This window comes from Caballeronia concitans (assembly GCF_001544615.1).
Taxonomy (GTDB): domain Bacteria; phylum Pseudomonadota; class Gammaproteobacteria; order Burkholderiales; family Burkholderiaceae; genus Caballeronia; species Caballeronia concitans.
The window spans coordinates 82,193-100,886 of record NZ_FCNV02000010.1; the positions used below are offsets into that span (position 1 = coordinate 82,193).

Here is an 18,694-nt window from a genome sequence, read left to right on the forward strand (position 1 = left end):
GCCTGGTTGCTTCCGCATTGCCACTTTGATTTGAATGCGTGCCGCGCGAGCCTCGACGCATGAGGCAATGCCTTCTCTAATGCGTCGAATCGATTTCCGGAGGCTGATGCGAGGGCAGCGTTCCGGGGTCCGGCGGCAGCGCGGTCAGAAGACGCGGGCCCTGATGCGCGCCCGCCATCCATACGGCTTGCCAGTCGGCTTCGCCTGTCGGTTGCGCGAGCAGCACGACGATACTGTGCGCTTCCAGTCGCAATTCGCTTCCGACAAGCGGCCGTTCGACGGCGTCTGGCTCCGCGCTATCCAGGAGCACATTCCATTCCAAGTGCGGCGCGGGGGGCGCGAACGCGAGCGCTTGCGCGGCGCCGTTGATCATGACGAGGACGACGTCGATTTCGCCCGTGATTCCAGGCCCCGCGCGACGCAATGTCAGCGCGCGGCCTTCGGGGTCCTGCCACGCTTCGATGGCGAGCGCATTGCCGCGTTCGTCGAACCAGCTCACGTCGTAGAGGCCCGGCAGCACTTCGCGATCGCCGTAAAGGAAGCGGGTTTCGCGCAGCACCGGGTATTTTTTGCGCAATGCGATGACGCGCGCGACGAACTCGGTCATCTCCACGCCGCGCGGGCTGTGCGCCGCGTCCCAGTCGATCCACGAAATCTCGTTGTCTTGGCAATACGCGTTGTTGTTGCCGTGCTGCGTGCGCAGGAATTCGTCGCCGGCGAGGATCATCGGCGTGCCGAGCGAGAGTAGCGTCGTGGCGATCATCGAACGGGCGACGCGCGCGCGAACATCGAGGATCGCGGGATCGTCGGTCGGGCCTTCGACGCCCCAGTTCGCGCTGCAATTTTCGTTGTGTCCGTCGTTGTTGCCTTCCTGATTCGCTTCGTTGTGCTTCTGCGTGTAAGCGGTGACATCGGCGAGCGTGAAGCCGTCATGCGACGCGACGAAGTTCACCGACGCCCACGGCTTTCTGAAGCGCCGGTTGAACAATTCCGCCGAGCCTGTGAGACGCGCCGCGAGATCGGGACGCATGCCGGCGTCGCCGCGCCAGAAGCGCCGCACGCCGTCGCGGAACTTGTCGTTCCATTCCGCGAAGCCGGGCGGATGATTGCCGACCTGATAGCCATCGGGACCGATATCCCACGGTTCGGAAATGAGCTTGCGCGTGGAGAGAATCGGGTCCTGGCGGATGGCATCGAAAAAACCGGAGCCGGGATCGAAGCCGTGTCCTTCGCGCCCGAGCGTGACGCCGAGATCGAAACGAAAGCCGTCGATATTGAAGGCCGTGCACCAGTAGCGCAGCGAATCCATCACCATTTGCAGCACGCGCGGATGCGAGAGATTCACCGTGTTGCCGCAACCGGTTTCGTTGATGTAGCGCCGTTCGTCGCCGGGAATAAGGCGATAGTAGCTGGCGTTGTCGAGGCCGCGCCACGAGAGCGTCGGTCCGAGTTCGTTGCCTTCGCACGTGTGGTTATAGACGACATCGAGAATGACTTCGATGCCTGCCGCGTGCAGTTGCCGCACGGCGATGCGCATTTCGTTGAGACGGTGCGTGGACAGATACGTGGGTTCGGGCGCGAAGAACGCGGCGGTGTTATAGCCCCAGTAATTGCGCAGTCCGCGTTCGATGAGAAAGCGGTCGTTCAAAAATGCATGGACGGGCAGAAATTCGACGGCGGTGATGCCGAGCTTTTGAAGGTGTTCGATGAACCACGGCGATGAGAGCGCGGCGAAGGTGCCGCGTTCGTGCTGGCGGATGTCGGTGCGGTTCATCGATGCACCGCGCACGTGCGTTTCGTAGATGATGGTTTCGCCCCAGGGCGTGTCGGGGCGCACGTCGCGGGACCAGTCGAAGGCGTCGTCGGTGACGATGCATTTGGGCATGGCGGGGGCGGAATCGCGGCGGTCCATCGACATGTCGAGCCGATTCGAATGCACGCGATAGCCGAAGAGCGCGTCGGACCATCGCCAGGGGCCGACGAGTTTCTTGGCGTAGGGATCGAGCAGCAGCTTGTGCGGATTGAAGCGATGCCCTTGTTGCGGCTGATAGGGTCCGTGCGCGCGGAATCCGTAGACGGTGCCGGGATGCGCGCCGGGCAGATAGCCGTGCCAGATTTCGTCGGTGCATTCGGGCAGGTCGAAGCGCATCAACTCCTTGCGGCCGGTACTATCGAAGAGACACACCTCGATGCGGTGGGCATTCGACGAAAACACCGCGAAGTTGACGCCCAAACCATCCCAGTTGGCTCCGAGCGGGTACGGAGCGCCCGGGAGCAACTTTTCTGGAAGCGCGTTTGGCATGATCGGTCGTTGTTTTTTGCCTTTCCGGCGTTTGTTGGGGTACTGCTTTCTCTCTTGCTACGCTTTTTGTGGGCTGGTTTGATCGCGTCGGTCTGTTTGCGTTGCCCTTCTCCGGGGCGGGGGCGCTTTCTTCTTGATCGTGTCGGTCTATTAGTGCGCCCCTCCCCGGGGCGGGGGTCACTTTCTTTGCTGCTGCAAAGAAAGTAACCAAAGAAAGCAGCTTTTTCGCCCGCTGTCCTTGTTGACAAAGCACTCCGTAGACCCACGCTGGCACTCAGCTTGACACAACCCTGGATCACCTTCCACGCCCGCTGAGCGCCACGTCATGCGAGCCCCCCGGCTCGACAAAACCGATCGGGCACTACCGCCCACTTACCTTTCGCGCCGCGCTTGCATCATTGCCCGTGCGCTGAAACTGCGTTGGTGTTAACGAGCCAGGGGGCTCGCATGACGTGGCGCTCAGTGGGCGTGGAAGGTGATTCAAGGTTCTATCAAGCTGAGTGCCAATCTGTTTCTACGGAGTGATTACACAGTCAGTGCTTTGGGCCAGAAAAGCTGCTTTCTTTGGTTACTTTCTTTGCAGCAGCAAAGAAAGTGACCCCCGCCCCGGGGAGGGGCGACCTAATAGACCGACGCGAAAAAACAAAAAAGAAACACACCTAATCAGCCCGCAAAACGATAGTAGCCAAAGGCGGTAAGGTAAGTGCAGCAGACTGCTGCCTCCCATGACTGGCGAAGTCATCCGCATGAATGACGCCACCGTTCCCGGTATTGGAACCCCCATAAATAGCGGCATCGGAATTGAGCACTTCGCTCCATCGCCCGCCGCGAGGCAGTCCAACGCGATACCCGATGCGCGGCACCGGCGTCATATTGCAAACGACGATCACATCGCGCCCCTCGGCATCCGTCCGCCGATACGCAAACACACTGTTCGCATTGTCATCGCCGATGATCCACTCGAACCCGCGCGGATCGCTATCCAGCTTGTGCAGCGCCGGCTCACCCACATAAAGCAGATTGAGATCGCGCACGAGCTTCTGCAGTCCGCCATGAAAAGGATCATCGAGCAAATGCCAGTGCGGCGACTCGTCGTGATTGAACTCCGCCACCTGACCGAACTCGCCGCCCATGAACAGCAGCTTCTTGCCCGGATGCGTCCACATGAAGCTCAGATACGCACGCAGATTCGCAAACTTCTGCCAGCGGTCGCCCGGCATCTTGCCAATCAGCGATCCCTTGCCATGCACCACTTCATCGTGCGATAGCGGCAGCACGAATCGCTCGGAATACGCATACACCATTCCGAACGTGAACAGATGATGGTGATACTGCCGATACACCGGATCTTCCTGCATGTAATGCAACGTGTCGTGCATCCACCCCATGTTCCACTTGAAGTCGAAGCCCAGCCCGCCGCTCTCCACGCTCGCCGTCACGCCCGGCCATGCCGTCGATTCCTCCGCGATCGTGATCGCGCCAGGAATGTGCCGCACTTCCTGATTCAATCGCTTGAGGAATGCAATCGATTCGAGATTCTCGCGGCCGCCATAAATGTTCGGCACCCACTCGCCGGCCTTGCGCGAATAGTCGCGATACAGCATCGAAGCCACCGCATCCACACGCAAGCCATCGACGTGATAACGCTTCAGCCATGCCAGCCCCGATGCGATCAGGAACGCACTCACCTCGTTGCGGCCGAGGTTGTAGATCATCGTGTTCCAGTCCTGGTGATACCCCTCGCGCGGATCGGCATGCTCATAGAGCGGCGTGCCGTCGAATTGCACGAGGCCATGCGCATCGTTCGGAAAATGCGCCGGCACCCAGTCGATGATCACGCCGATTCCCGCCTCATGCGCGCGATTCACGAACTCCGCGAACTGCTCCGGCGTTCCGAAACGCGCGGACGGCGCGAACTGCCCAAGGGGCTGATAACCCCACGATCCGCCGAACGGATGCTCCGCCACCGGCATGAACTCGATATGCGTGAAGCCCATGCTCTTCGCATACGGAATCAAACGCTCCGCCAGCTCGTGCCAGTTCATGCCGCGACTGCCTTCTTCCGGCACGCGCAGCCACGATTCCGCATGCGCTTCGTAAATCGCGATCGGCGCGTGCTGCGTCTGCTTGCCGCCACGCGCGCCCATCCATTCGCCGTCGGTCCACGCGAAATGATCGATGGCGTCGGCATCCGCCACCACCGATGCCGTCGAAGGCGGCTTCTCGCTCTGCATCGCGCAAGGATCGGCCTTCAGCGGCAGCGTATGGCCATCGCGCGTCACGATCTCGTACTTGTAACGCGTACCCGCGCCGATGCCCGGAATGAACAGCTCCCACACGCCCGCGTTGTGACGCAGACGCATCGGATGACGACGCCCATCCCACGTGTTGAAGTCGCCGACCACCGACACGCGCCGCGCATTCGGCGCCCACACCGCGAAGCGCACGCCCGCCACGCCGCCATGCGTGATGGGCCGCGAGCCGAGGCATTCGAGTACCGCGTACGGATCGGCCTGCGATAAGCGATTCAGCCAGTCATCGGGCAGCACGGGGCCGAACGAATATGTGTCGTGCGTTTCCTGCGGCGTGCCGTGCCAGTCGATCTGAAGCCGGTACGCGGCGGGACGCTCGACATAGCCCGCGAAAAGCCCCGCATCGTGGATGCGGGTGAGCGTGCCGAGCGGCTCACCATTCGATGCATCGATCACGCTCGCGCCCGCTGCATTCGGCAAGAACGCGCGCACGACATGGCCGTGTTCGGTCTGATGCAGGCCGAGCATCGAGAACGGATCGGGATGCCGCGCCTCGACGATCGCATCGATATCGAGCGGATTGAGGCCATGCGCAGGATTTCGCGTGTCCGGTCCCGCATCGCTACGGTTATTCATGATGGGTTCCATCCGGAGTGTCCTTGGTGGCGTCGGTCGCAGGACGCGTGCCGGGCGCGGGCGGGGCGCCCGCATCACCGAGCAGCCGGCTCGCGAGCGACGCGAGACCGCGCAGCGGCAGCCCGATCCACGTCGGCCGGTTCGCTGCTTCGTAACGGATCTCGTAAGCGGCCTTTTCGATCAGGAAGAGATCGAGCAGGGCGGTAAATACGCTCTCGCTTGCAATCGTCTCGGGCGACGCCGCAACGGCCTGCTTGTATTGCCGCAGGAACCGGTCTTCGGCGAACGCGCGCATCCTCTCGAACAGCGCGCGCTTGCGATCGGCGGTTTGCGCGGGCGCGTTCTCGGTCGTCGGTTGCGCGGCGGCGCTCGCATACGAAAGCGATCGCATGAGGCCGGCCACGTCGCGCAGCGGGCTCGTCTTCCTGCGGCGCTCGTCGAGCGTGCGCGCGGGCTCGCCTTCGAAGTCGATGAGATAGGCATCGCCTTGCGCCATCAGCACCTGGCCGAGATGGAAGTCGCCGTGGATGCGCGTGCAGAGCGCGTCGGCATCGGAAGGAACGAGCTTCTTCACGGCATCGACGAGTTTCTCGCGACGATCCAGCAAGTCCTGTGCAAGCGCACGGTCCTGCTCGCCGAACCCGGCGACCTTCTGCTCGAGTATGTCGAGCGCGGACGTGAGCAGCTGCAGCGTACCGTCGATCCAGCCCTTCACGTCCTTCGCGTTGGCGCGGCGCGGCGAGAACGCTTCGTCGTCGGTCGGCGTGGCGAGCGCGACGTGCAGTTCGCCGAGCCGCTTGCCGATGATGCCCGCGATGTTCCCGTAGCCTTCGAGTCCGCCCGCCTGCGCGGCCTGATCGGGTTTGGTCTCGTCGGTGTCGCCGGTGACCGCGAGTTCATCGACGACACGGCGCAGATAATCGAGCGCGTAGTTCCACGCATCGCCCTGATTGTCGACGAAGCCTTGCAGGATCACGAGCGTATGCGGCACGTTCTGCGGATCGACGCGCACCACTTCGCCGTAAAGCGGGCCGGTGTTCGCATAGCCGAGCTTCGTCAGATAGCGGCTCATCTCCGCTTCCGGGTGAATGCCGCCGACCACGCGCCGCACGAGCTTCAGCACGACCTTGTCGCCGATCACGAGCGAACTGTTGCTTTGCTCGGCCGCGAGCCAGCGAATCTCGGGCGGCGATGCCGGATTCATGTCGAGCGTATCGAAGCGTTCCGTCGGAATGAAGCGAATCTCGCTCTTCTGCACGGTCGGCACGACAGCGCGCTGCTTCAGCTTCTGCAAGATGCCGTAGGTGAATTGCGGCACGGCGAATGCATCGGTGATATGACCGATCGTGCGGCCACGGCGCACGCGCGCGAGCGCAAGCTGCATGTAAAGCGGCGACGTGGTTTCGGTGCCCCATGCGATCGAAAGCGGCAGCACATAGCGCTCGGTGTGCTTGCCGACATCGGCTTCGATCTCGGTGAACGCGAAGCCCGCGCCTTCTATCGTCGTGAGCGCGGCGAGACGCACCGCATGCAGCTTCTGATCCTTCGATGCGAACCAGCGGCGCTTGCTCAGATAGCTCGGCAGCACTTCCGATTCGAGCAGGCGCACGTTCTCCGGCGTCGGCCCCGTTTGTCCAGCACGAATGACCATGGTCACGAACTCCGGCAATTGCTCCGAAGGCGCCTGCGACCACGCGGGCCGCATATTGCCGGGACAAAGCTGGAACCACAGGAAGCCATAGGGCGGGAACGTCAGCAGATAGGTAAGCTGGCCGATGGCGGGGAACGGCGAATCGGCCGTCATTTCGAGCGGCACCGAACCCGCGAACTCCGAGAGATCAAGCTCCACCGCCTGCGGCGCACGCGACAGATTCGCGACGCAGAGAATCGGCGGCTCGCCTTCGAGTTCGCGCAGATAGGCCAGAATCTTTCGATTGCTCGGCTTCAGGAAGCGAATCGTTCCACGCCCGAACGCGTGCTTCGAGCGGCGCACCGCGAGCATCTTGCGCGTCCAGTTCAGCAGCGAATGCGGATCGCGGCTTTGCGATTCGACATTGACCGCGTCGTACCCATAGAGCGATCCCATCACCGGCGGCAGCACGAGCTGCTCGGGATCGGCGCGCGAGAAGCCGCCATTGCGGTCCGACGACCATTGCATCGGCGTGCGCACGCCATCACGATCGCCCAAGTGAATGTTGTCGCCCATGCCGAGCTCGTCGCCGTAATAGATCACGGGCGTGCCGGGCATCGACAAGAGCAGCGAGTTGATCAGTTCAATGCGGCGTCGATCGCGCTCCATCAGCGGCGCGAGACGGCGGCGAATGCCGAGATTCAGGCGCGCGCGGCGATCGGCGGCATAGGTGTTCCAAAGGTAATCGCGCTCGGAGTCCGTCACCATTTCGAGCGTGAGTTCATCGTGATTGCGCAGGAAGATCGCCCATTGATTCGTGGCCGCGAGATCGGGCGTCTGCCGCATGATGTCGGTGATCGGGAAGCGGTCCTCGCTCGCGATCGACATGTAGATGCGCGGCATCAGCGGGAAGTGGAACGCCATGTGGCATTCGTCTTCGTCGCCGAAATATTCCTTCACGTCTTCCGGCCACTGGTTCGCTTCGGCGAGCAGCATGCGGTTCGGATATTCGGCGTCGATGGTCGCGCGAATCTGCTTCAGAATGGCATGCGTTTCCGGCAGGTTCTCGTTGTTCGTGCCTTCGCGTTCGACGAGATAAGGCACCGCATCCAGCCGCAGCCCGTCGATGCCCATGTCGAGCCAGAAGCGCATCACGGAGAGCACTTCCTTGATGACGGCGGGGTTATCGAAGTTCAGGTCGGGCTGGTGCGAATAGAAGCGATGCCAGTAGTACTGGCCGGCAACGGGATCGTGCGTCCAGTTCGAAGGCTCCGAATCGATGAAGATGATGCGCGTCTCTTCGTACTTCTTGTCGGTATCGGACCAGACGTAGTAGTTGCGATGATTCGATCCAGGCTTCGCACGCCGCGCGCGCTGAAACCACGGATGCTGGTCGGACGTGTGATTGATGACCAGTTCCGTGATGACGCGAATGCCGCGCGCGTGCGCTTCCTGAATGAAGCGCTTCACATCGGCGAGCGTGCCGTAGTCCGGATGCACGTTGCGGTAATCGGCGATATCGTAGCCATCGTCGCGGCGCGGCGACGGATAGAACGGCAACAGCCAGATCGCATCGACGCCCAGCTCCGCGATGTAATCGAGCTTCGCGAGCAGGCCCGCGAAGTCGCCGATGCCGTCGTTGTTCGCATCGAAGAACGACTTGATGTGAACCTGATAAATGATCGCGTCCTTGTACCAGAGCGGATCGTCGCTCAACAGCGACGTCTTTTTGTTGCGCTTCACCCTTGTATCCACGGTTTGCTCCAAGTGCTCGTCGTAGGCGATGTGCCTTGTTATCGGTTCACGCTCGTTCGCTCGTCGCCGCGCATTCAGGCGTTCGCATCCGCTTGCGGCTTTGGCAGGCCCGACGTCGGCGAGATGCGCCAGATCGCGAAGGGCAGCGAATGCGGATTGAGCCGCACATGCTGCCGGCGTCCGTGCCATTCGAAACGGTCGCCCGTCACCTGATCCTCGACCGCGATCGCATCGTATTCCCTCACGCCCCAGCGTTCGAGCGTCTTCCAGGGCAGCTCGATATCCGCGCCTTGCTCGTTGAACGGATCGAGATTGATCGCGACGAGCACGACGTTGTCGCCCGATGCGTTCACCTTCTCGAAGAACAGGATGTGATCGTTATGCGCGGGCAGAAAGGTCACGCCGAGATGCGTCTGCAATGCAGGATTTGCGCGGCGAATGCGGTTGAGCGCCGTGATTTCCCCGACGATGTTGCCCGGCCGGTTCCAGTCCCACGCCTTCAGCTGATACTTCTCCGAGTCGAGATATTCCTCGCTGTTCGGCAGCGCGGCGGCCTCGCACAACTCGAAGCCGCTATACACGCCCCACAGTCCCGACAAGGTCGCCGCGAGCGCCGCGCGAATCACGAAGCCGGGACGCCCCGAGCTTTGCAGAAAGCGCGGATTGATGTCCGGCGTGTTGACGAAGAAGTTCGGCCGGAAGTAGTCCTTCGCGTCGGTCTGCGTGAGGTCGTGCATGTACTCGAGGAAATCGCGCTTCGTCTCGCGCCACGTGAAGTACGTGTACGACTGCGAGAAGCCGAGCTTCGCGAGGCGATTCATCACGCGCGGACGCGTGAATGCTTCGGCGAGGAACATCGCGTCGGGATGGCGCGCACGCACATCGCCGATGACCCATTCCCAGAACGGAAACGGCTTCGTATGCGGGTTATCGACGCGGAAGATGCGCACGCCCGCCGCGATCCAGTGCAGAAACACGTCGCGCAACGCGAGCCACAAATCGGGCTTCGCGTCCTTCGCATAGAAGTCCGGGTTCACGATGTCCTGATACTTCTTCGGCGGATTCTCCGCATAGCGCAGCGTGCCGTCGGGCCGCCACGCAAACCACGTCGGATGCTCCTTCAGCCACGGATGATCCGGCGAGCATTGCACCGCGAAATCGAGCGCGATCTCGAGACCGTGTTCATGCGCGGCGTCGAGCATGCGCTTGAAGTCGTCGAGATTGCCGAGTTCCGGATGCACCGCCGTATGACCGCCTTCCTTCGCGCCGATCGCGTACGGGCTGCCGACATCGCCCGGCTCGGCGGTCAGCGAGTTGTTCTTGCCCTTGCGATTGGCGAGGCCGATCGGATGGATCGGCGGGAAGTACAGCACGTCGAAGCCCATTTCGCGGATGCGCGGCATCTTGCCGATCACGTCGATGAACGTGCCGTGACGGTTCTCGTCGTCGCTCATGGAACGCGGGAAGATCTCGTACCAGCTTGCGAAGCGCGCGGCGGCGCGTTCCGAATCGATGCGATACACCACCGGATCGCGCGACAGGAACGGTCGATGCCGCGCCGCCGCCACCGCTTTCGCCGTCGCGGGCGCGAGCACGAGTTCGAGCTTGCGCGCGTCGTCTGCCTTCGTGAATTCCTTGACGATGGTTTCCAGCGGCGCGCTGTCCGAATCTTCGACCGTCTTCACTTCGGCGAGAATCAGCGCGAACAGATGCTTCGCTTCCTCGACTTCGAGTTCCACCGTCTGCCCGGCCTTCAGCTTCTTCTGCATGTGATCGGCGAGCGACGCGTAGTCGTCGCGCCACGCCATCACCACGAATTCATGACGGCCTACGCGTTCGAGCGGAATGCGCGTGGTCCACAAGTCGAGGCCGAGCGGCTGCACGGGCGACATCGGCGTTTCGTGCCATTCGGTTTCGTCGGCGGCGCGCCATTGCACGGCGGCGGCGATCTTGTCGTGGCCTTCCGCGAAGATCGCGGCCTGAATCTCCACCGCCTCGCCGACGATGCGCTTCGCCGGGAAGCGCCCGTTATCGACAGAAGGCGTCACGCTTTCGATCGACACGCGCGGCGCGGCGATCGCTTCAGCCACGGACTTCTTGTCGGCGGCCTTCGCGCCGCGTTTGACCTGCGGCTGCGCGAGCAGGACGAACGGCTCGGCTTCCGCGCGGAACAGGCGCACTTCGCCCGCCTTCAGCGTGAGCGACGCGAGGCGCTCGGCCTTCGCATTTGCATCGCCGAGGGGCGCGAAGCGCGTGTAGTTGCCCGGCACGCCTTCGAGCAGATGCCGCGTATCGACCTGCACCGGCGCGACCAGATCGGGATTGATGACGATAAGCACCGCCGATTCGCTATGCCGCAAATCGCCGCCCGCCGCGCGGATCAGCGCCGCGTACGGCGTGCCTGCGCCCGTCAGCGCGCGCAGTTCGCCCACGCTGCCAAGCGTTGCGGTCCCGCTCTGCAACGCGTTCGCGCGCTTGACTTGCGCGCAAAGGTCGATGCGCGCCTCGCTCTTCGCGCGCTGATACTCGGCCGCGACGCCGTATTGCTGCGACATCGGCAAGCCGACGCCGTATTCGAAACCCATCGGCACGAGCAGCCCGGTGCCGATCGCGGTGGCGGTGAAGAGCGCGCGGCAGTACGCGCGTTCGATGAGCGCGGTGTCGCTCGTATCGCTCAGGTCGGCGATCAACCGTGTGCCGAACGGCTCTTCGGGGAACGTGATCGGCGGCGCGATGCGCGACAGCGCCGCGTGTTCATCGACGAGCCATGCGCTCCTGAAATCCCACCAGCGCGTCGAAGCGAAGACCGCGTCGAAGCCGGCATCGGCAAGACCGTGCAGATCGTGGCGCGATACGCCTACCGTCCACGCGAGCCAGCGCGTCTCGGGATGCTTCTCGCGCACGGCCGCGCCGAGCCTGCGCCACACGTGCGCGGGCACCGCCTGCGGCGAGCCGAAGCGAAAACCGCCGATGCCCGCATCCGCGATCGCGCTCAGCTCGCGCGCCCACCACGTGGTGAGCTGCTGCGCGGCTTCGCCATCGGCGAAATTGGCGTGCGCGACGTCGCGCTGACTCGGCGGGCGGCGCGGATCGAGGCGCGCATCGGCGCTTTCGAACGGCTTGAACCAGTGCTTGTTGTCCTGAAAGAGCCCGCCTTCGGCGCTCACGCGATCGATCACGATATCGACGAGCAGCGTGATGCCGTGCTTTTTTGCTGCATCGGCGAGGGCGCGCAGATCGTCCGCCGCGCTCGCGCTCGATTCGAAGACAGGATGCAGCCGATGATGATCCGCGACGGCTTCGCGATGCCCGTTGCTGCCGGGCGTGAACGGCGAGCCGATCAGGACGTGGTCGAAGCCCAGCGCGGCCGCGTGCTCGAACTGCGCGGGCCAGTTGGCCAGAGGGCCGACGAGAAGGGGATCGATGAAATAGATGCGGGGCGCGTACGCATGATGAGCTTGATGGTTTTCCATCGTTCGTCTTTTCCAGAGTCGTCCTGCGGTGGCGGGGATGCGGGCAACAAATCGCGATCACGCTCACGGGTCAAACTGGCTGAAGGGCCGGTCCGCACGTTGTGGCGCTTCGCGCGCTTCGCGGACCTCATGCGAAAGCCGAGCGCCGTCGACGATGCAAGTCCGGGTCGCGTCTCGCGATGCAATGGATCGAGCACGGCTGCCGCCACGGTCCAAAGGGGTTCCAGCGGGCGTTGCATCGGCTGACAGCACGTTGCGTGCCGCGCCTTCACCCGAACCGAAGCGGCGCATCGTCACAGCGATACTATGCGGCAATATGCGGCAAGCCGTGGCGGATGTGGGCCGCCGCGGCTTTTCGATCACGCGCGCTTATGCGCTCTTGGCGACGAGCGGCTTGCCGGAGGTTTCGCGTGCGCGGGGGGCGAGCACTTGCGGCGCGGCGGCGGGTTCGGTGAGACGGCGCAGACGCAGCGCGGTGCGGCTCGGGCGCAGGCCGGTCAGGTCGGAGTAGAGTGCGACCATCTTCGCGACCGCCTCGCTCCAGCCGAAATCGCACGACATCGCGTTGCGCTGCATGGCGCGCCAGACGGGCGGACGCATGTACGCGTCGATCGCGCGGCTCGCCGCGGTCACGACATCGTCGGGCGTTTCGCCGTCGAAGAGAAAGCCGGTCGGCGCGCGCGACGTGCCTTTCAAGGCGATGGGCGCGTCGTGCGTGCCGTCGCGGACATAGACGACTTCGCGCGGTGCGATATCGGCGTCGGCGGCATCGACGATGGTATCGGCGAGCCCGCCCACGCGCGATGCGACGGGCAGCGTGCCGTAGCGCATCGCGTAAAGCTGCGTAAGGCCGCACGGCTCGAAACGGCTGCCGTGCAGCAGGATATCCGCGCCCGCGTGCAGCGCATGCGCGCGGCGTTCGCTATAACCGATATGCACGCCCACGCGGTCGGGCCATTCCTGCGCGAGCTTTCTGAAGCCCTTCTCGATGTACGCCTCGCCCTGGCCGATCACCGCGAGCTGCAAGCGCGGATGCTTTTCGAGCAGACGCGGCAGCGCTTCGAGCACCACGTCCGCGAGCTTCTGGCCGGTCATGCGGCTGCCGATCGCCATCAGCGGCGCGAACGGATCGACCGGCAGGCCGAACATGCGCTGCAGCGTGCGCTTGCAGGCGTGCTTGCCGCGCGTGTCGTCGAAAGAATAATTGCGCTCGATGAGCGGATCGACGGCGGGATTCCACGTTTCCTCGTCGATGCCGTTCACCACGCCCGAAAGCTTGTCGGCGCAGCTTTGCAGCACGCCTTCCATCAAATGCCCGAAGCGCGGCGTGAGGATTTCGCGCGCGTAGTTCTCGCTGACGGTCGTCACGCGGTCGCTATGCACGATGCCCGCTTTCATCAGGCTCAGCGCGCCGTAGAACTCGATGCTCTTCGGATCGCTCAGCGCATGCACGAGCCACTTTTCCGGCACGCCGAGCGACGGCCCGAGCGAGAGCGCGTAGTTGCCCTGGAACGCGAGGTTGTGAATCGTGAAGACGCTCTTTGCCTGCACGCCCGCGTGCTTCATCAAGAGCGGCGTGAGGCCGCTGTGCCAGTCGTGCGCGTGAACGATGTCCGGCTTCTTGACGCCACGCACGCCCTGCGCGATACGCACCGCAGCCGCCGACAGCGTCGCGAAACGCACCGCGTTGTCGGGATAGTCGCGGCCCTGTGCATCCTGATAGAGCCCGGTGCGCGCATAGAGTGCATCGCAGCGCAGCAAAAGAACCGGCACGCCGGTATCGGGCATGCGTGCCCGCAGGAGCGCGGCATCGCCGCCGGGCAGGCCGCGCAAGGTGCAAACCTTGCTGACGTCCTCCGCCATGGCGATCGCGGCCGGATAAGCGGGCAGGAGGATGGTGGCATCGACGCCGGCGCCGCGCAGCGCGGCGGCGTATGCGCTGACCATGTCGCCGAGGCCGCCGGTCTTGGCGAGCGGGACGGCCTCGGAGGCGACCAGCAGAACGTTCAAAGGCAAAATGGACTCCTGTGCGGGCAGACGCGGGGCGATGGCCATGCGCTCGTTGTCGTCGTATCGGCGAAACGAGGAGCAGCCGGGCCGCGCATTCCTGGTGCTAGTTAGGTTCTTAGAAATGGCTGGCGCAGTGCAGCAATGTGCATGCCACGACCCCCGCGCGTATGTGCGGGGACGCACGATCATTTCGGACTTATGTTCGAAGAGGGTCCGCTGCCGCGCATCCCGCAACGCTTTTTGAGCGCACGCTCGTGCTGCGTGTAAAAGTGACAGCGGCGCGCGCCGCGTTTTTACACGGGCGCTTTAGAGATGAAGACGAGCGTATGGGCGCGATGTGACAGGCGCGTTGCGCGCCTGCTCGCGACGGGACGAAGAGGGGCGTCCGGCGTCAGCCGCCGACCATGCTGGCCGCGATGTTGACCGACAAACCGAGCACCGCGAGATTGAAGAAGAACGACAGCACCGATTGCGCGAGCGCCGTGCGGCGCGCGCTCGTCGAGCACAGCACGACATCCGAAGTCTGCGAAGCAACCGCGATGGTGAACGAGAAGTACAGGAAATCCCAATAGTCGGGTTTCAGGTGACGGTCGGGGAATTTGAGCGCGGTATCGTTCGGGGGCGAGCGGTAGTAGTGCCGCGCGTAGTGGAGCGTGAACATCGTCGGGATGAGGAACCAGCCGCCGAGCATGGTCGCGCCGGTCAGCGCGTAATTCACCAACGCGTGCGCGCCGAGACTCTTCGCCGCCGACAATTCGACGACGATCGCCACCAGACTCGCGATGGCCGCGAGACTGACGATCATCAGCACGGCGGCGGCGTTTTCGTCCTCGCGCTCGGCAAGCGCCTGCACGTTGCGCTGATGCGCGGTGGTCATCTGCAGCCAGATGAGCGCGAGATAGAGCCACACGGCCGAGTCCCAGCCGATCAGCGCGCGCACGGTCGCCCGGACGTGCCCCGGAATCAGCGCGGTGACCACAAAGCCGACCAGCAGGGCGATCAACGCGCGCGGACGCGTGCGCAAGACGGGCGGGAGGAAGTTCATCGTCGCGAGAGAAAGCGATGGAAGTCAGCGATTATCACTGACGCGCCTTACAGCAACATGAGCAGGCGAGCCGAGGAAAGGAGACGAGGAAGATGGCGCGGACATGGCCATTGCGTCCGCTTTCAGGCGACAATCCCGACTGAAGACCATTCCGAAACGCCCGTCGCATTTGCCACCGAAAACGCAGCGAAAAGCGACCCAGCACGCACACCGGGCGTTGTGCCGGCGCTAAGATCGACGCATGAATGATCCTACCTATCCTGTCGTTTGCAGGCATCCCGCCAATGACGTCGGCCGCGATTTCGTCGTCGGCGATTTGCACGGCTGCGTCGATGCGCTGCGCTATCTGTTGCGCGAGATCGGCTTCGATGGCTCGCGCGATCGGCTGTTCTCGGTTGGCGACCTGATCGATCGCGGCACGGATTCGCTCGCGGCGATCGAACTCATCGACAAGCCGTGGTTCTATCCGGTGCTCGGCAATCACGAAGACTCGCTGATCGCGGTGGCGACGGGCAGCATGCGTCGTCAGGCGTGGTACGCGATCGGCGGCGCGTGGGCCGAAACGCTCGCCGACGACCACCTTCGCATGCTCGCCACGCGGCTCGCGCGCCTGCCGCTCGTGCGGATCGTCGGCGAGGGCGCGCGTCGCTTCAACGTGCTGCACGCGGAGTTCTTCGGCAGCGACGCCGATCTCGACGCCGCCGAGTTCACCGACGAAACGCGCAGCCAGATGCTATGGGGCCGCGGCTTGGCGCTCGGCAACGCGGACCCTGCGCTTCAGCGCGGCCTCTCACCGACGTATTGCGGCCACACGCCGATGCGCGCGGTGCGTCAGATCGGCTCGCAGATTTTCATCGATACGGGCGCGTTCGCGGCGGAAGGGCGGCTCACGATCGTCGAAGCCGGCACCGACGAACGATGGTCCGTGAAGGAGCGATGGGCAACATCCGAAGGCGCGCGCGAACTGGCGTTGCCGTAGGGCGGCATGGCCGTTGCTCCAACCCTCGCCATGAATCGAATGTACAAAGGCGAGGCACGCAGTGGCGACCAACGGAAGCAACGGGGCTAAAGAGACGAGCGGAATCAACGGCGCGCCGAGCGATAACGCTTCGGCCTGCCCCGAGGACCTTCCGCCCGGCCTGCGATACGTCGACGACTCGCGCCGCGGTTATACGCGCGAATGGATCGACGGCGCGTTCGTCTACTTCAACACGCAAGGCAAGCGCATCGAGGATGAAGCCGAAATCCGGCGCATCAACGCGCTCGCCATCCCGCCCGCTTATGTCGATGTCTGGATCTGCCCGGACTCGCGCGGCCATCTCCAGGCGACGGGCCGCGACGCGCGCGGGCGCAAGCAGTATCGCTATCACCCGCAATGGCGCGAAACCCGCGACGCTACCAAGTACGAGCGCATGCTCGCGTTCGGCGCGGTGCTGCCGAAGCTGCGCGCCCGCGTTACGCGCGATCTCGCGCTCGACGGCATGCCGCGCGACAAGGTGCTCGCCACCGTCGTGCGTCTGCTCGATACGACGCTCATTCGCGTCGGCAGCGAGGAATATGCGCGGGAGAATCGCTCGTATGGACTCACGACGCTGCGCAAGCGCCATCTGAAGGTATCGGCGGGAACGCTGCGCTTCAAGTTTCGCGGCAAGAGCGGAATCGAGCACGACGTCGCCGTGAGCGATGCGCGCATCGCCCGAATCGTGAAGCGCTGCATGGATCTGCCGGGCCAGGACCTCTTCCAGTATCTCGACGCGGACGGTACGCGTCACGCCGTCAGTTCGTCCGATATCAACGACTATCTGCGCGAGATCACCGGCGCGGAGTTCACGGCGAAGGATTATCGGACGTGGGCGGGCAGCGTGTTCGCGCTCGCGGCGCTGAGAAAGCTCCAGTGGGAGACGGTGACGGAGGCGCGCAAGCATATCGTCGGGACGATCAAGGAAGTGTCGCAACTGCTGCGCAATACGCCGGCGGTCTGCCGCAAGTGCTATGTGCATCCGGCCGTGATCGAGGCGTTCGAGGCGGGCGAACTCGCCGAAGCGCTGCCGGCGTCACGGCGTCACGGGCTCAAGACGGACGAAGCCGCGCTCGTCATTTTTCTCGAAAAGGATGCGAAGCGCCGGGCGCGCGAGGCGGCGCGCAAGAATCGCAAGGGCGCTGCCGCAAGCGATGCGCGGCTCACCGGCCTGCTCGCCGAATCGAGCCGCAAGGCGCGCGCGGGCGCGCTGAAGGGCAGCGCCAAGGGCGCGGCGGCGCAGGCGATCGAGACCGTCGCGCGCAAGACCGCGCCGAAGGCGGCGCGTCCGGCGTCGAAGAAGCTCTCGCGCACGCGCACGCCGACGGCGGTTGCGATCCGATGACCGCTTATCCGACCTGGTTCAGCTCGAACACGTAGTCGATCGCCTCGCCGTTCCAGTTGTACTCGAGATACGCGGCGTGGTGACAGTCGCGCAGCATCGTCGTGCGCAGGGCGGCGAGGCATTCGCCCTGCGGATCGCGCACCGACGGATAGGCGATGCCCGGCGCACCCGCCGCCCGAATCGCGCGGCCCAGCGCCTTGCCGGGCGCGTAGTCGTCCGGCGCGAGAATGCGCGGATCGAGTCCGGTCAGCGCGATGCGATCGCCGCGTAAATCGACGACTTCTCCGCGCGCCATCACCGTGTAAAGACGCATCTGCTGACGCAGCGGTGCTTCTTTCGTCGCGGCGAGGAAAAGGCCGGCGTGGTAGCGCGTCTCGGCAATCGCCGTCTGCCGTTCGCGAGCGCAATAAAAGACGCCGTAACTGCCGTCTGAAAAGCGGCTGCCGCTCGGGTTCAGATGCGTGAACGCCGCCATGATCGGCCCGCAGCCGGGACCGAAGCAGCGTTCGTCGTGCGGCACGAGATCCAGTTCGCCGATCTCGGTGCGCAGTCGGTCGTTGGTCATCGCTTCGAGCGCGTAGAGCGCGTCGAAATCCTGCGGCGACGCGACGCGATCGAACAGATTCACCGCCGGAAAGCGCGTGGGAATGACGCGATACGCGGGCGACCAGTCGAGTTCGCCATGCGGCCAGCGGTCCCGCCAGTTCGGTGCAGCATGCTTGTCGGTCACGCCCAGCCGCCTCGCATCGCGTCGAGATACTGGCGCACGGCGACGAGATCGCTGATATTGCCCGCCAGCATGCGATCGAGCGCCGGCCGGCCGCCGAAAGGCGGCGCGGCGTTGGGACGGCGAACCCAGGTATCGGCGGCGTGCGGCTCCGGCAGCAGAATCTGCAGCGCCTTGTAGATGCCGAGAATCAGCGAGAGGCGCTCGAGCGTGTCGCGCGTGAGGCGCGCGGATTCCGGCGCGTTCTTCCACTTGAAGTACGTGGAGCGGCCGGGCGAGCCGAGCAGCTTGATTTGCTCGTCGGCGGACAGCGCCCAGTCGCGGGCGATATTGATGAAGGCGCGCAGACCGGCAGCGGACAAGTCGCCGATATCCGGCGCGGGACGCGGCGCCGGATGACCGGACGCCGCCGAGGGAGCGCGTGCGGCATGAGGCATGTCGTTAAGTCTCCAAAGGAACTCTTAACGCATGGTAGTCCATATATGGATTTATACAAGTTAA

At 64.1% G+C, this 18,694-nt stretch carries 10 protein-coding genes; 2 read left to right on the forward strand and 8 right to left on the reverse strand.

Annotated elements, in window-relative coordinates:
- Positions 1–76: 76 nt before the first annotated feature.
- From glgX to AWB72_RS20780, 6 genes are all read right to left on the reverse strand, one after another.
- On the reverse strand, positions 77–2,302 hold the full coding sequence (glgX, locus tag AWB72_RS20755; RefSeq protein ID WP_087128658.1) for a glycogen debranching protein GlgX: 2,226 nt from the start codon (positions 2,300–2,302) through the stop codon (positions 77–79).
- A 659-nt stretch (positions 2,303–2,961) separates the two neighbouring features.
- Positions 2,962–5,190, reverse strand: coding sequence for a 1,4-alpha-glucan branching protein GlgB (gene glgB / locus AWB72_RS20760; RefSeq protein ID WP_040050367.1), 2,229 nt, complete (start codon positions 5,188–5,190; stop codon positions 2,962–2,964).
- A complete protein-coding gene (gene treS / locus AWB72_RS20765) occupies positions 5,183–8,563 on the reverse strand; it encodes a maltose alpha-D-glucosyltransferase (RefSeq protein WP_040050368.1) in 3,381 nt (1,126 codons plus the stop codon). Before treS ends, glgB begins: the two co-directional genes overlap by 8 nt.
- Before the next feature lie 86 nt (positions 8,564–8,649).
- Positions 8,650–12,048: a maltotransferase domain-containing protein gene (locus AWB72_RS20770; protein WP_040050267.1), complete on the reverse strand. Its 3,399-nt coding sequence runs from the start codon at positions 12,046–12,048 to the stop codon at positions 8,650–8,652.
- Positions 12,049–12,417: 369 nt separating this feature from the next.
- Entirely contained in the window at positions 12,418–14,103 is a 1,686-nt protein-coding gene (glgA, locus tag AWB72_RS20775; RefSeq protein ID WP_052449850.1) for a glycogen synthase GlgA, read from the reverse strand.
- Between the two features lie 346 nt (positions 14,104–14,449).
- Positions 14,450–15,103 (reverse strand): DUF1345 domain-containing protein, encoded by a 654-nt coding sequence (locus tag AWB72_RS20780; RefSeq protein ID WP_040050268.1) that lies wholly within the window; start codon positions 15,101–15,103, stop codon positions 14,450–14,452.
- A gap of 241 nt (positions 15,104–15,344) precedes the next feature.
- On the opposite strand from AWB72_RS20780, the gene AWB72_RS20785 reads away from it, so the two are divergent.
- Positions 15,345–16,082, forward strand: coding sequence for a metallophosphoesterase (locus AWB72_RS20785; protein WP_040050269.1), 738 nt, complete (start codon positions 15,345–15,347; stop codon positions 16,080–16,082).
- Between the two features lie 103 nt (positions 16,083–16,185).
- The gene (locus AWB72_RS20790; protein ID WP_040050370.1) at positions 16,186–17,466 is read left to right on the forward strand and encodes a DNA topoisomerase IB; all 1,281 of its coding nucleotides are present in this window, start codon (positions 16,186–16,188) and stop codon (positions 17,464–17,466) included.
- A gap of 4 nt (positions 17,467–17,470) precedes the next feature.
- On the opposite strand, the gene AWB72_RS20795 is transcribed toward AWB72_RS20790, so the two are convergent.
- Together AWB72_RS20795 and AWB72_RS20800 are read right to left on the reverse strand one after the other, a co-directional pair.
- Positions 17,471–18,202: an RES family NAD+ phosphorylase gene (locus AWB72_RS20795; protein WP_040050371.1), complete on the reverse strand. Its 732-nt coding sequence runs from the start codon at positions 18,200–18,202 to the stop codon at positions 17,471–17,473.
- Positions 18,193–18,630 (reverse strand): MbcA/ParS/Xre antitoxin family protein, encoded by a 438-nt coding sequence (locus tag AWB72_RS20800; RefSeq protein ID WP_040050270.1) that lies wholly within the window; start codon positions 18,628–18,630, stop codon positions 18,193–18,195. The genes AWB72_RS20795 and AWB72_RS20800 overlap by 10 nt, the downstream gene beginning before the upstream one ends.
- Positions 18,631–18,694: the final 64 nt, after the last annotated feature.